Annotated in this window: 14 protein-coding genes; 7 read left to right on the forward strand and 7 right to left on the reverse strand. The window is 56.2% G+C overall.

Annotated elements, in window-relative coordinates:
- Positions 1 to 185: 185 nt before the first annotated feature.
- Positions 186 to 587, reverse strand: a complete 402-nt coding sequence (locus KDX30_RS28740; RefSeq protein ID WP_122707277.1) for a DUF2177 family protein — start codon at positions 585 to 587, stop codon at positions 186 to 188.
- A 118-nt stretch (positions 588 to 705) separates the two neighbouring features.
- The gene (locus tag KDX30_RS28745; RefSeq protein ID WP_027898055.1) at positions 706 to 1542 is read right to left on the reverse strand and encodes a CvfB family protein; all 837 of its coding nucleotides are present in this window, start codon (positions 1540 to 1542) and stop codon (positions 706 to 708) included.
- 362 nt (positions 1543 to 1904) lie between these two features.
- Here KDX30_RS28745 and KDX30_RS28750 point away from each other — a divergent pair, with 362 nt between their 5' ends.
- The 4 genes from KDX30_RS28750 to KDX30_RS28765 all read left to right on the forward strand — a co-directional run bounded on the left by KDX30_RS28750 (position 1905) and on the right by KDX30_RS28765 (position 4580).
- On the forward strand, positions 1905 to 2093 hold the full coding sequence (locus tag KDX30_RS28750) for a hypothetical protein (RefSeq protein WP_231678188.1): 189 nt from the start codon (positions 1905 to 1907) through the stop codon (positions 2091 to 2093).
- Positions 2094 to 2264: 171 nt separating this feature from the next.
- Positions 2265 to 2777 (forward strand): hypothetical protein, encoded by a 513-nt coding sequence (locus tag KDX30_RS28755; RefSeq protein WP_231678189.1) that lies wholly within the window; start codon positions 2265 to 2267, stop codon positions 2775 to 2777.
- 144 nt (positions 2778 to 2921) lie between these two features.
- Positions 2922 to 3647 carry a TorF family putative porin gene (locus KDX30_RS28760; protein WP_099270719.1) on the forward strand — a complete coding sequence of 242 codons (726 nt, stop codon included), beginning with the start codon at positions 2922 to 2924 and terminating at the stop codon, positions 3645 to 3647.
- Between the two features lie 63 nt (positions 3648 to 3710).
- Positions 3711 to 4580, forward strand: a complete 870-nt coding sequence (locus tag KDX30_RS28765) for a DUF6279 family lipoprotein (protein WP_231678190.1) — start codon at positions 3711 to 3713, stop codon at positions 4578 to 4580.
- Between the two features lie 178 nt (positions 4581 to 4758).
- Here KDX30_RS28765 and KDX30_RS28770 read toward each other — a convergent pair whose 3' ends face one another.
- Positions 4759 to 5154, reverse strand: a complete 396-nt coding sequence (locus tag KDX30_RS28770; RefSeq protein WP_099270723.1) for a transcriptional regulator — start codon at positions 5152 to 5154, stop codon at positions 4759 to 4761.
- A gap of 191 nt (positions 5155 to 5345) precedes the next feature.
- Positions 5346 to 6692, reverse strand: a complete 1347-nt coding sequence (locus KDX30_RS28775; RefSeq protein WP_027898061.1) for a DEAD/DEAH box helicase — start codon at positions 6690 to 6692, stop codon at positions 5346 to 5348.
- Between the two features lie 181 nt (positions 6693 to 6873).
- Here KDX30_RS28775 and KDX30_RS28780 point away from each other — a divergent pair, with 181 nt between their 5' ends.
- The 3 genes from KDX30_RS28780 (at position 6874) to KDX30_RS28790 (ending at position 9273) form a co-directional block, all read left to right on the forward strand.
- Positions 6874 to 8127 (forward strand): mechanosensitive ion channel family protein, encoded by a 1254-nt coding sequence (locus tag KDX30_RS28780; RefSeq protein WP_231672929.1) that lies wholly within the window; start codon positions 6874 to 6876, stop codon positions 8125 to 8127.
- A gap of 91 nt (positions 8128 to 8218) precedes the next feature.
- Positions 8219 to 8491, forward strand: coding sequence for a hypothetical protein (locus KDX30_RS28785; protein WP_099270726.1), 273 nt, complete (start codon positions 8219 to 8221; stop codon positions 8489 to 8491).
- Positions 8488 to 9273 (forward strand): Fic family protein, encoded by a 786-nt coding sequence (locus KDX30_RS28790; RefSeq protein ID WP_231678191.1) that lies wholly within the window; start codon positions 8488 to 8490, stop codon positions 9271 to 9273. Before KDX30_RS28785 ends, KDX30_RS28790 begins: the two co-directional genes overlap by 4 nt.
- A 53-nt stretch (positions 9274 to 9326) precedes the next feature.
- On the opposite strand, the gene KDX30_RS28795 is transcribed toward KDX30_RS28790, so the two are convergent.
- The 3 genes from KDX30_RS28795 to KDX30_RS28805 form a co-directional block, all read right to left on the reverse strand.
- Entirely contained in the window at positions 9327 to 10193 is an 867-nt protein-coding gene (locus tag KDX30_RS28795) for an EamA family transporter (RefSeq protein WP_231678192.1), read from the reverse strand.
- 310 nt (positions 10194 to 10503) lie between these two features.
- On the reverse strand, positions 10504 to 11718 hold the full coding sequence (locus KDX30_RS28800) for an aldose 1-epimerase family protein (RefSeq protein ID WP_122397330.1): 1215 nt from the start codon (positions 11716 to 11718) through the stop codon (positions 10504 to 10506).
- 255 nt (positions 11719 to 11973) lie between these two features.
- Entirely contained in the window at positions 11974 to 12573 is a 600-nt protein-coding gene (locus tag KDX30_RS28805) for an FMN-dependent NADH-azoreductase (RefSeq protein ID WP_122397329.1), read from the reverse strand.
- Positions 12574 to 12851: the final 278 nt, after the last annotated feature.

Raw genomic sequence — 12851 nt, forward strand, 5'->3', positions numbered from 1 at the left:
TGGGCATGCATGCGCTCGGGAGAGGATTTTGATACGGCCAAGCTATTCAGCGAAAAACACTTCGTGAAAGCTTGACCGGCAACAGAGTATCTACAGGTCTTGTGGCTTCTGCGTTAGTGGGGGGGCCTTGGAGACTGCGCCATCCATAGACAGGAAGGCGTTCCAATCGAGTTATGCGCCAAGTATCAAGCAACCCGTCGAGCAACCAGAAATCCGACCGTCCCCGCCACAGCTGAAGCAAACGTTCCCCACGCCCAGTCGACCAGCGCCAGTTGCGCAGGCCAGCCCTGGAGCGTGGCCCAGTTGGTCAGGTCATAGGTGCCGTAAGCAACCAGCCCCAGCAACGCACTGCGCTTGGCCGCGTGGCTGACGCTGTCGCGACGCAACCCTGATTGCACCGCCAGGACGAGCAAGCCAAAGGCGTACAGCAGGTAGAAAACCACGGCGGGCGCAATCACCGGTTTGTCGAGCATCAACGGCCCAAGCCAGGCCCGATAGCTCGGCCCCATCAACAAGCCCAGCCAGATGCCGTCCAGGACCAAAAAGGTCAGCAAGATGATGAAGTAAGCAGTGAGGTTTCTTTTCATGAAAGGCGTCCTTGTCTGAGTGGGTCCGCATTGCGCGGAGCGACCTTGATAAGCATTGACGGGTTGGACCCCATGCCAGACAGGAACGATCCATCGTCCCTGCTTTAACCGATGAACGTCAGACCAGCTCGATGCGGTCTGCGTGAATCACGATCTGGCCTTGCTTGTACAACGCACCAATGGCTTTCTTGAAATTGCCTTTGCTGACGCCAAACAGGTTGCTGATGACTTGCGGATCGCTCTTGTCGCTGACCGGCAGTACGCCGTTGTTTTCCTTCAGCTTGCCGAGGATCTTGTTGTTCAGGCTGCTGGCGGCTTGCTCGCCCACCGGTTGCAGGCTCAGGCTGATGTTGCCATCGCTGCGGACTTCCTTGATGTAGCCCTTTTCCTGCTTGCCGGCGCGCATGAACTTGAAGACCTCATTCTTGTGAATCAGGCCCCAGTGTTTGTTGTTGATGATCGCCTTGAAGCCCATATCAGTCGCTTCAGCCACCAGCAGGTCGACTTCCTGACCCACGCTGTAACTGGCAGGCGTCTTGTCCAGATAGCGGTCCAGGCGTGCAGTCGCGGTGATGCGACGGGTGTGTTTGTCCAGATAGACATGCACCACGCAGTAATCACCGGCCTGTAACGTGCGCTTCTCTTCGGAGTACGGCAGCAGCAGGTCCTTGGGCAGACCCCAGTCAAGGAACACGCCGATGCTGTTGACTTCAACCACCTTCAGGCTGGCGAACTCACCGACCTGAACTTTGGGTTTTTCTGTGGTGGCCAGCAGCTTGTCTTCGCTGTCCAGATAAATGAAAACGTTGAGCCAGTCTTCATCTTCGCTGGGAATATCTTTGGGAATATAACGATTGGGCAGCAGAATTTCGCCGTCCGCCCCGCCATCCAGATAAAGACCGAAGTTAGTGTGTTTAACCACTTGCAAGCTGTTGTAACGCCCGATTAAAGCCATGTGCAAATACCCTCATTACGTGGGCGGCATTCTACCCGAGTTTGCGGGCCATGATGCTGACGCAGAATGTCGCTGCACCCGACATTCAAAAAGGCCAAAAAAATCAAATATTTGCTTGCAGGCGATGAACCCGTCAGACGCTCCATTCGTCAGATGCGCGGGCGCTGTAAATGCTTGATTTTCAGGCGCTGAAAAATAATCGCCGGAATAACTTATCAGTCAAAACAACCGGTTAGCCCGATATTGTTAATTATTTAGCCCCCACGGCCAGATTATTTCATGTGAGTTTAAGAGGATATTTCCCAAGCAATTGTCAAGCCATTCGTGTACCATTGCTGGCCGTATCAAGTTTATATAGGTTAATGGCAGCCATGCGTGTAAAAGCATCCAACTCGAAAGCAAAGCCAGCTCCAGCCGTTGAAACGAGCGACTCGATCAACGCCCAGATTGCTGCTTTCCTCAAGTCCGGTGGCGAAATCCAGCAGATTGCCAAAGGCGTCAGCGGCCAGACTTTCGGCCCGTCCAAACAGATCAGCCTCGGCAAAAAGTAATTCCCCCCGCTCCAGTTGTCGATCTCTATGCGTCTTGACTCCCAAGGCGCCAGAGCTTCCTAATCTTCGTTGCACATACCCGTTTCATCCTGACTGCAAGGCCGCCATTGCCTAGTCGCTCGACGACGGGCAGGATGATGTCTTGAAGCCAGCCTTTTGCGGAATGCACGAATGAAGAACTGGATGCTGTTCGGCGCACTGATCTACCTGACAGGTTGCGCGTCTCACAATTGCAACACGGTCCCTGATGACGGCCACCCCTCGGGCAGCGACTGTCGCGCAGAGCATTTGCTGTATCAGAACGACATGCTGCAAGCCAAGCTGTTGATCAGTGAAGCCGATCGTGAGAATTACGAACTTGCCGAAGCCATGCTGCGCCGTGCAGGTGTGAATGACGCCACGGGCGAAGCCGAGTTTTACCTAGCGGTGCTGTTGATTCGTCAACAATCAGATCAGCCCAGGGTAATCGAATTGCTTGAAGATGCCGCCAGACACAAGCACCCGCTGGCAATCGCGCTGCTTTCCCAGCAGCTCAGCATGACCGATCAAAAGAAGTCCGAAGAATACCGTGCGGAGTACGCTGAACTGGATGTCGCCAAGAGTGGCTACCCCTCGTTCGATCAGGCATTGGTGGTCATTCGCGGCTTGATTATCCCTACGGCTCAAGCGACCGCGTCGAACTGAATCTCCTGTGGATCGACGAACGGTCTTCGCTCTACGACTTTCGTAGGTATGCTGCGAGGCTCTAGATCGCGGCTCCCCTGTTTTTCCCGTTGGGCCTTTGGCCATTCCAACCTGCCCCCTCCGTAACATGAAGGAGTGAGCACGATGCTCAATTTTCGTCATTACGCGCTTTCCATAAGCGCCCTGCTTGTTTGTCAGCATGCATCCGCCCAGGTAATTGAGCGGGAATTGGGAGACTTCAGCCTGAAATTGGGTACATCGCCCACGCGCAGCATGGCGCAAGGCCTGGTAACCCAGAGCGGCTCGGGGTCATTCCATGGCGGGCTGGACCTGACCCACGACAGCGGCTTCTATTTCGGCCAGTGGACGCCCAATGTTGGCGTTACCGAGGACAGCACCCTGGAGTTGGACTCCTACATGGGGTTCAAAAAGCCGTTCGATCAGACCCTCGGCTACGAGCTGGGCATGATCCGCTACAGCTATCCGGACACCAGTCAGATCGATACACACGAGTTTTACGCTGGCCTGCGAATTCTCGACAGCCGCATTGGCGCAGCTTTCAGCAACGATGTAGGGCGTCGTGACAGTACCCTGATCGTCGATCTGGGCGGAGTCGAACAGTTGGGCCTGGGCGTGCGCATGCAGTACGCCAACCATCAGTACGATGCGCCACAGCAAATCTCGGATGGCAGCATGGTCACCAGTTTCAATGACTGGTCGCTGAATCTGTCGCGCCCCTGGCTTGGGCTCGACATGAATCTGATCTACAGCGGCTCAAGCCTGACCGGTGACGGTTGCAGCGCTTACAGCGGTCACAATCCGAATTGCGAAGGCACTCTTACCCTCAAGGCTGTGCGTTCATTCTTCTGATGCAGTGAACTGCTACTCTTTGGCCCGCTCTACACAAACAAGCAGGTCCATCGAGGAGTCGTTATGCGTACCCCGTTCAAAGCCTTCATTTCATTGTTGATGGCCGTGTTCATTCTTGGCGGTTGTACGCGCGTTGGGCTGGCGTACCGCAATCTCGACATCATCATTCCCTGGTCGCTCAGCGACTATCTGGAGATGAACTCAGCGCAAAAAGACTGGTTCGATGAGCGCCTCAAGGAGCATTTGAGCTGGCACTGCACGACTCAATTGCCGGGCTATCTGGGATGGCTGGACCGCCTGCAACGCATGGTCGAAACCAATCAGGTCACGGCCGATGAACTGCAGGCACGCACCGATGAGGCCAAGCTGGCGATCGGGCAGATATCACGGCAGATCACCCCGTCTGCCGTCGAGTTGCTCGCCCAGCTGGACGACAAGCAGGTGCAGGAGATGCAGAACGCCTTTGCCAAGGACCAGCGTAAGCGTGAGAACGAATACCTCAAAGAGCCCCTGCCCCAACAGATCAGCGACCGTGCCGAGCGTATGGAAAAACGCCTGACCCCGTGGATGGGCAACCTCAACGCCGCACAGCTGCAGCGCATTCAGAGCTGGTCGCAATCGCTTGGCGAACAGAATCGGGCATGGCTTGATAACCGGGCCAGTTGGCAGAAGCGCTTCGTTGCGACGGTACAGGATCGCAAAGCGCCAGACTTCCCCTCGAAGATTGCGAAACTGTTGCAGGATCGCGAGACGTTCTGGACGCCTGAATATCGCGAGGCCTACGACAGGACCGAACAGGCGGCCATCTCGTTGCTGGTGGACCTGATGGCCCAGAGCACGCCTGAGCAGCGCCAGCGACTGCTGAGCAAGATCGCCGATACCAGGAAAGACTTTACGGATTTGAGCTGTTTGAAGGCGGCTCAGGCGAGCTGAATCTGTCGATCATGCAAGAGGGAGCATGCACTCTATTCGCCATACCTGGGCCCTGTAGGAGTGAGCTTGCTCGCGATCGCGTTCAGGTGGTCACGAAATACATGACAGGCGAAGCGCTATCGCGAGCAAGCTCACTCCTACAGGGATGCATTTCAATTCAGCAGCCTGCAGGCATTCCTCAAGCAATCTGCGCTTTGGCCGCAACCTCTTCAAAGGTTGCCGGATCCAGCGCGTCCTGTTGCTCATCCAGCACCTGACGCGGATGGTCATTGCCGGGGATGCTGCTGTCGATCAACGCCAGCAATTGTGCGCCGCGCGGGGTCAGGACAAAGTTTTCACCGTTGCCGCCCTCTGCTTCCGGACGTGACTGGATAAACCCGCGGTCCAGCAGCAGCTTCTCGTATTCACTGGCAACGACCTTCAGGTGATCCAGATTTGCTACCGGCTCTCCCACTGCAGCTGACGCGGCGGCGTGGTCCTCTGCGTACTCGCGGGGTTTGAAAGTGTCGTCGGCACTGTTCTGTACTTCGTGCAACAGGCGCTCAACGAGGTCCCAGTCATAAGGTTTGTCCATTGTTATTACCTCCAGTCAACATGGGTGAATGGCCCGTGACATCTGGCCATCAGGCTTGCAGCTGAAAATTGTGACAGGTGCTGAAGCGCCCCGTTCAGCCGAAGCCGCCCGATGGTGATCGAATGGAGATGAATCAGAGCTCTCAGCGCAGGAGCGGCTTTAGCCGGTCCTACGAGAGAATTGCGGGCTACTTACTCAGCCGCAGGCGTTTCGGTCTTGCGCTTTTTCAGCGGGGCCATGCCGTCTTTGCTGACCAGCGACAAGGCGTCGGTCTTCGGCCGGTTAGCGATTTTGCGCTTGGTTGGGGCCTTGGCACCGGTTTTCTTCTTGTCACCCTTGGCGTCGGTCTTTTTCTTCTTCACGCCAACGGCTTTGCCTGAAGCCTTGACCTTCTTCGGCCCGCCGTAGCTGCCTTTGACTTCCTTGATGGTACGACGCTCGAAGGTCTGCTTGAGGTAGCGCTCGACACTGGACATCAGGTTCCAGTCGCCGTGGCAGATCAACGAGATAGCCAGGCCTTCGGCACCCGCACGGCCGGTACGACCGATACGGTGAACGTAATCATCGCCACTGCGCGGCATGTCGAAGTTGATCACCAGATCCAGACCTTCAACGTCCAGGCCACGAGCGGCGACGTCAGTAGCAACCAGCACCTTGGTGCCGCCCTGCTTCAGACGGTCGATAGCGGCCTTGCGGTCTTTCTGGTCCTTGTCGCCGTGCAACACGAAAGCTTTGTAATCCAGTGCTACCAGACGGCCATACAGGCGGTCGGCCAGAGCTTTGGTATTAGTGAAGATAATCGCCTTCTGATACGTCTCGTTGGCCAGCAGCCAGTGGACGATCTGTTCCTTGTGGCTATTGTGGTCAGCGGTGATGATCTGCTGACGCGTACCGGAAGCAAGCTCGCTGACGCTGTTGACTTGCAGGTGCTGCGGATTATTCAACACCTTGCCAATCATTTCGCGCAGACCGGCACCGCCGGTGGTGGCCGAGAACAACAGGGTCTGTTGGCGGTTGGCGCATTCATTCGCCAGGCGCTCGACGTCTTCGGAGAAGCCCATGTCCAGCATGCGGTCAGCTTCGTCGAGGACCAGCACTTCAACGTTTTTCAGGTCCAGGTTGCCGGCGTTCAATTGCTCCAGCAAACGGCCTGGAGTGCCGATCAGGATATCCGGCACCTTGCGCAGCATGGCGGCCTGGACCTTGAAGTCTTCGCCGCCGGTGATCAGGCCGGATTTGATGAACGTGAACTGCGAGAAACGTTCGACTTCCTTGAGCGTCTGCTGCGCCAGTTCACGGGTCGGCAGCAGGATCACGGCACGAATGTCGACGCGAACCTTGGCCGGGCCCATCAGGCGATTGAGGATCGGTAATACAAATGCAGCAGTCTTGCCGCTACCGGTTTGCGCCGTCACCCGCAGATCACGCCCTTCCAGCGCCAGAGGTATGGCGGCAGCTTGCACTGGCGTCGGCTCGACGAATTTAAGCTCGGCCACGGCTTTTAGCAGGCGTTCATGCAGGGCGAATTGGGAAAACACGGGTGTTACCTCGACGAAATACAAAAATACGGCGCATAGCGTAACGGTTTCGGCCGCCCGAGCCGAGTTTCTTTACCACCAATGGCTGATTTTGTTACGCAATTTGCCAAGGTGTCCCCTTATCTGCGCCATGAATGTTCTAATTGCGGCGCTTTTCTCTACCGGATTTTTAAGATCATCTATGGATATTCAATCGTTATGGCGCCGCGCCCAGGATCTTTGGGCAGTTCTTGATCAACATCCCGTCCTGCATGCGAGCCTCGGCCTGTTGTTGCTGTTGGTCGTCGCGCTGGTCGCCGGGAGACTGGCGCGCTTTCTGATTCTGCACGCGACAAAAATACTGGGCCGTCAGCCCGCACTGCACTGGGTCAATGACTTACGCCACAACAAGGTCTTTCATCGGCTGGCGCAAATGGTCCCCTCACTGGTGATCCAGTTCGGCCTGAATCTGGTGCCTGACCTCAGCAAAACCGGGCAGAACGTCATCGGCAACATCGCACTGGCGTTCACCATTCTGTTCATGACGCTGGCAATAGGGACGCTGCTGAACGCCCTGCTCGATATCTATGCCCGCACCACCCACGCCCGCACCCGCTCGATCAAAGGCTATGTACAGCTGGCGAAGATGATTCTGTATATCTTTGCCGCGATCATCATCGTCGCCACCTTGATCGACCGCTCGCCGTTACTGCTGCTTTCGGGTCTGGGTGCCATGTCGGCGGTGATTCTGTTGGTCTACAAGGACACCCTGCTCTCGTTCGTGGCCAGTGTGCAACTGACCAGCAATGACATGCTGCGGGTGGGCGACTGGATCGAAATGCCTCAGGTCGGCGCCGACGGCGATGTCGTCGACATCACGCTGCACACGGTCAAGGTGCAGAACTTTGACAAGACAATTGTTTCCATTCCTACCTGGCGCCTGATGTCAGAGTCGTTCAGAAACTGGCGTGGCATGCAGCAATCCGGCGGACGACGCATCAAGCGCAGCCTGTTCATCGACGCCAGCGGCGTACGTTTCGTGCGTGACGATGAAGAGTTGCAGCTCAGCCAGGTGCACCTGCTGACCGACTATATCAGCCGTAAACAGGCGGAATTGCTCGCCTGGAATGAGGCTCAGGGCAACGTCGCAGCGCTATCCGCCAATCGCCGACGCATGACCAACATCGGCACCTTCCGCGCCTATGCGCTGGCCTACCTGAAAAGCCACCCCGACATTCACCCGGACATGACCTGCATGGTCCGCCAACTGGAAGCCACGTCCCAAGGCGTGCCGCTGGAAATCTACTGCTTCACCCGCACCACCGTGTGGGCCGACTACGAGCGCATTCAGGGCGATATTTTCGATTACCTGCTGGCCGTGCTGCCGGAGTTCGGGCTTGGGGTTTATCAGCAACCGAGCGGGTCGGATATGCGGGTGGGGTTGGCGGGTAAGTGATGCCTTTCTGAATCTTCCGCGCAATGACTCCAACCCCCGTCCATACTCAGTTTTGCTACACTGCGGCAACTACAGAAGGAGGCCCTTCGACATGGCAACCCTGAATATCCCCGAGAAGAACGTATCCGGATTCATTCGATCTCTAGCGGAACGCAACGGTGTTCACTACACCGAATCCAGGCTGGATAAGGTGTCTCGTGTAGTCACCCGCCTGGCTGGCGACGAAGTAAATCCAGACGATATCGAGGGCTTGCTCATCAGCCTCAGCCGGAAAGGCTTCATCGCTGGGCCGGACATGATGAAACTGCACTCGCGTTATCTGGATGAGCTCAAGGCGAACGTAAAGTATCCAGTAGCTCGATGAGCAGCCGACGTCACGCCGTTTTCGACCCATTTGGTACTTTTAAAACAAAGGGATATCTGGAGAACGCTACTGCCGAGAAGGATCTCGAAAAAGTTAAACGTATGGAGCATGTCGCCTTTACCTCTCGAATCGAGTCTGCACTGGATATGCTCGCTACAACTGATGAAATCTCCTATCAAACAGTTTTGGAGACGCACAGGACACTTTTTCAGGACTTCTATCACTGGGCTGGTCGCGATCGGCTTTCCACGGCCCCCGACAAAGAAATTTCGAAGGGCGACGTAGACTCGCCTTTCCGTACTGAATTCGAAAGACCCGAGCAGATAAAACTCGCCGTCGACTATGCCCTGCGCCTGGCTAGCGACAAAAATAAAATGAAAGAAAAAGCCGGGACCATCATGGGCCTGTTTGCTTTCGCCCATCCTTTTCTCGACGGCAACGGTAGAGCGATCTTACTCGTGCACATGGAGTTATGCTTCCGCGCCGGATTCTCAATCGCCTGGGCTGCGACTGAGAAAAATGCTTACCTCCAAGCGCTCAGCCAGGAAATTGATTCGCCCGAACTGGGAATTCTCGACTGCTATCTGAGCAACTTTATTCGCCCGGTTACTAGCCGTGACGATTGGCTTGATCAGATCGTAAGCATTCAAGGCCTGGATGGCGCGCATCCTGTCAACGCAATGGACGATGAAGTCTACGTTGCAGGAGCCGCCAATACGCCAGAAATGCTAGAGCGCTACAGGGCCCAAGCCGCCAAAAAGCGATACCGGACAGATCCCTGAAAGAAGCGTCACTCAACAGAAGGTTTCAGAATCTGTAACCTTCTGTTGAGTCTTCAAGATGCGGATCTCCGCCCCATCGAACCAAGCCGACTAACCCACAACGACACCAGAATCAGCACCCCGCCAAAAGCCAGCCGCTCCAGCGGTTCGTTCTGGTTCCAGATCAGCAGGTTGATCAGCAGCCCGACCGGCACATGCAGGACGTTGAAGACCGCCAGGGTGCCGCCGTTGACCAGACACGCTCCCTTGTTCCACCAATACATGCCCAGTGCCGTGGAGCAAAACCCGAGGAACAGCAGCACTGCCCATTGGTCCGTTGCGTCCGGTAACCTTTGCGGGTTGCCGAACATCAGGAACGCGGGCAAGGCGATGATCAGCGCCCCCAGGTAGAAGTAGCCGAAGCGCCGGTAGTGCGGCAGATCGCTGGGGTAGCGCGCGACCAGATGTTTGTACAGCACCTGACCTGCGGCGTAGGTAAAGTTGGCCACTTGCAGCAGCAGGAAACCGCCAAGGAAGTTGCCGTCGATGCCGTCCCAACGAATCACGCCTGCGCCCAATACGGCAACCAGTGCGGCCAAGAGGGCCCACGGGTTGAAGCGTCGATTGAGTGCGTCTTCGATCAGGGTTACGTGCAGTGGCGTGAGGATAGTGAAGAGCAGGACTTCCGGCACGGTCAGCACCCGGAAGCTCAGGTACAGGCATACATAGGTGATGCCGAACTGCAGCGCGCCGATGACCAGCATGCCACGCATGAACCCCGACTCCACACGACGCCATTGAGTCAGCGGGATGAAGACCAGCCCGGCCAGCACGACGCGGATCAGCACAGCGAAGTAGCTGTCGACATGCCCTGCCAGAAAAACACCGATCAGGCTGAATGAAAACGCCTGGATCAGCGTCACGATAAGTAGATAACCCATGAGCACTCCCCCATTGAAGGCGGCGACCTTAACGGGTTGGTGTCAGCGGTGTCCATAAAGCACGGCGAATTCAATTCATGTAGCTTGCGCGTGCCTATCAAAAAAAACATAACTCACTGAATAAATAAGGTTTTTTTGTGGGAGCGGTGCTTGCCCGCGATAAGGGCGGCGCGGTCGAAGGATAAATCGCGGTGTTCTTATCGCGGGCAAGCACCGCTCCCACATGGGACCGAGCTTGCTGTGAGACAACGCAGCGGCGGAGACGAAGCAGTCGCCCCTACAGAAGGCACATCTGCCCGCCTGACGAGGCTTACTCCTTACTCAAATCCACCAACGGCTCTTTACGCACTTCGGTCGCACGCCCGGCCTGGATATCTTTGACCTTGCCCAGCGCGGTATCGACTGCTGCTTTGTCGGCTAACAAGCTGTAGCTGATCTCAAACTGGCGTTGCTCCTTGGGACCAATGGTCGGCACAAGATTCAGCGGGCGTTGGTAACGGCGGTTGTAGGAGAAGCTGGTGCCCGGCTCCAGACCCGTCACGTAACCCTGGCCTTTGGTGTCAGTGTTTTTCCACAGCGAGAAGACTGGCAACTGCTGGGTATTGAAGCCCAGCGACACACCCAGGCTGCCGCCTTTATTATGCAGGACCGCAAGGGTCTCGCCCTTGGCATCGCCATACGGCACCACGTTGTAGACGGTTTCGTCGTAGTCGGGCGTTGGCGCGCGATAGGTTTGCCAGTCACCGAGATCACCTTTGGCCTTCTCGTTGAACGGCGACACCTGCTTCACCGGCGCTTCGAAACGCGCGCCCTGCTCCAGGAACGGCGTGCTGAAGTTACTGTGATACAGCGCCTGATATTCCTTCGGGTAGTCCCCGTTATTGGTCAACGTGTCGTTGAGGGTGAAGCGCGTGCTGCCGGCATCAGTCACCAGTTCGGTCTGCACCGAGAAGTCGACCTTCTTGAACGCCTGTTCTTTCAATTCGCCTTTGAGACGGATGGCAAACGGCGGTTTCTCATCAATGTGCAACGTCACTTTACTGGCCGGAATGTTCGCGGCGCGACCATGAAGGGTCAGTAACTCGCCGTTATCCATGCCCGGGTGCCCGACCCATTCATAACCGCAGCGGGTCACCAACTCGTTGAACCCTTCCAGCCAGCCCAGACCACCACGACCATTGAGTTCGATAAACGCTGGATTGACGATGTCCTTCACCGGCGAATCCCAGCCCATGCGCACATCGCCCACAGACGCTTGCAGCACGTTCATGCCGCGGGTGGGCACCACCGTAAGCTTCATCGTGCCGTTGTCGATATCAATTACGCTCACACCTTCCTGCCGACCGCCATGCAGCGTGCGCATCGTGATGGAGAACGGTTTGTCGGTCTTGACCCCGAGTTGGGCGCTGGTGATTTGCTGGTTCTGGGCGGGCTTGTCGGTGTCGAGCAGCACGTAGTCCCAGGCGGCAGCCTGTGTAGCAACGGCAATTGCGCTGAGGCCGAAAAGCCAGGCAAGAGGTTTCATTGGGGTAGTCCTTATTGGAATTATTGGATTCGCAGCAGCATCAGGCTGAATCGGATTAATCGATTCAGCTACCAACCGAGTCTAGTCAAAATGCAGACAAACAGGAAATGCAATTCAGACGAAGTCGTCGCTGAAATACACAAAAGAAAAAAGCCCGATGACCCGCCAAAAAAGGGGATCTATCGGGCCATGCACCCAGGAGCGGGAGGTGCCAAGGGGAAGTCGATTCATTAGAGCGCGCAGCAATGCTTCAGATCAGGCCACCTGAGCCAGTTTGGCGATGGCCTGGTTCATACCCTTCTCGACGAAGTCACCGCCCATGTTCAAGCCTTCAGCGTGGATGAAGGTAACGTCGTGAATGCCGATGAACGCCAGTACCTGACGCAGGTACGGTTCTTGATGGTCCAGGCTGCTGCCAGCGTAGATACCGCCGCGAGCCGTAAGAACGATGGCGCGTTTGCCGACCAGCAGACCCTGCGGACCTGTTTCGCCGTATTTGAAGGTCACACCGGCACGCAATACATGATCCAGCCATGCCTTGAGGGTGCTCGGGATTGCGAAGTTGTACATCGGTGCGGCGAGTACCAGAACGTCCGTTGCAACCAGCTCATCGGTCAGTACATCAGAGCGCTCCAGTGCGGCTTGCTCTAGAGCCGAGCGCTGATCGGCGGGCTTCATCCAGCCACCCAGCAATGTCGAATCCAGATGTGGCACAGGGTCTGCGGCCAGATCACGAACCGTCACTTGATCAGCAGGATGCGCGGTTTGCCACTGGCCGATGAACTGTTGAGTCAATTGGCGGGAAACCGAACCTTGCTGACGGGCACTGCTTTCGATGACGAGGACGCGGGACATGATCTGTGGCTCCAACGAAGAAAATGTGTTCGATGGAGTGGAGGTTAAGGGTGAACATATCGATTAAAAAGCGTAAAAACCTGCTACAAAATATCTAATAACTTGTTTTGTCCTACCGCTCGTTTACTCTGGGATCACGCTGTCGTGCAGCACATATTGGAACTGTGGGTTTCGATGTGGAACTGCAACTTTTTCTCAGGCGCCAAATCCCTGTGGGAGCCGAGCTTGCTCGCGATAGGCTTGACGCAGTTCACTTTGGATCGCGTCAAGCCTTATCG

Source organism: Pseudomonas quasicaspiana, from assembly GCF_021147825.1.
Taxonomy (GTDB): domain Bacteria; phylum Pseudomonadota; class Gammaproteobacteria; order Pseudomonadales; family Pseudomonadaceae; genus Aquipseudomonas; species Aquipseudomonas quasicaspiana.